Here is a 1,202-nt window from a genome sequence, read left to right on the forward strand (position 1 = left end):
TCAGACCGACTATGACATCGTGTGCCTTCAGGAATTGAAGACTTCGGATGAGAAATTTCCCGCGGAAGCCGTCAGGAACGCCGGTTATGGCGCGATCTGGCACGGGCAAAAGTCCTACAACGGTGTAGCCATACTCGCACGGGGAAAGGAGCCCCTGGAGCGTCGACGCGGCCTGCCGGGTGACCCTGACGATACTCACAGCCGGTATATCGAGGCAGAGGTGGATGGGATCGTCGTGGGGTGCATCTACCTGCCCAACGGCAATCCAGCTCCCGGCCCGAAATTCGACTATAAGCTCCGCTGGTTCGACCGTCTGATCAGCTACGGCCAGCTACTGCTCAAGGAGGGGATCACAAGCGTTCTGTGCGGCGACTACAACGTCGTGCCAACGCCGATCGATGCGGTGGTGCCGAGACGTTGGACGGGCGACGCAGTCTACTTTCCGGAGAGCAGGCAGGCCTATGCCGAAATGCTAGACAATGGCTGGATGGATGCCGTCCGCTGCATTCATCCGGAGAAAGGCATCTACACGTACTGGAACTTCTCCTACCGAGGCGGTTATGATCGGAGCTCCGGCCTGCGGATGGACCACCTCCTCGTCAGCCCATCACTTTCGAACAGGTTACGTGACGCGGGCGTGGACGCTGACCTGCGAGGCTGGGAAAAGCCGAGTGATCATGTGCCCGCCTGGATAGAGATCGACCCGTCCGGCAATTAGTTGACATGATCGAATGTTCGGCGGAATCGCCGGGCGTCGTCGCCCACTGCCAATAGAATGCGCTGCGAGATTGCTCACGCTGCTTTTCTCGCAGCCGCCCTAAACGGACGGTCAATGGTGAAGGCATCTGGACGGATGACTGCCTCAACCTGGCTCCAGGTCACGGGACGGGCGATTGGGAAGCCGGGTCGCGCTCGTGGGGAGAAGGCGCCGACCGCCGTGTTACCGCGCCCATTGCGAAGGTAGTCGATGAAGATGCGGCCCTTTCGGGCTGCCGGCGCAGCGGAGAGCAGATAGCGATCGGGATGAGCTTCAGCGAGGCGCTTGGCGAACGATCGGGCAAGGAGCCGGGCATTGTCGTGCGTGATCTTCGTCTCAAGTGGGGCCATCAAGTGAATGCCCTTGCCGCCCGTCACCTTCGGCCAGCTCTGCAGACCTTCCGCTTCCATGATGTCGCGGAGCGTTAGCGCGGTCTCGATCACTT

General features: G+C 60.6%; 2 protein-coding genes. One reads left to right on the plus strand and one right to left on the minus strand.

What is annotated here, in order from left to right:
* Positions 1-718, plus strand: a 718-nt coding sequence (gene xth, locus NKH41_RS34005) for an exodeoxyribonuclease III (protein WP_352935980.1), incomplete at its 5' end; no start/stop codon positions are given.
* Between the two features lie 74 nt (positions 719-792).
* On the opposite strand, the gene ligD is transcribed toward xth, so the two are convergent.
* The coding region (gene ligD, locus NKH41_RS34010; protein WP_502906097.1) for a non-homologous end-joining DNA ligase LigD at positions 793-1,202 on the minus strand (410 nt) is incomplete at its 5' end.

It is taken from the genome of Mesorhizobium sp. M1169 (assembly GCF_040318345.1).
GTDB lineage: Bacteria > Pseudomonadota > Alphaproteobacteria > Rhizobiales > Rhizobiaceae > Mesorhizobium.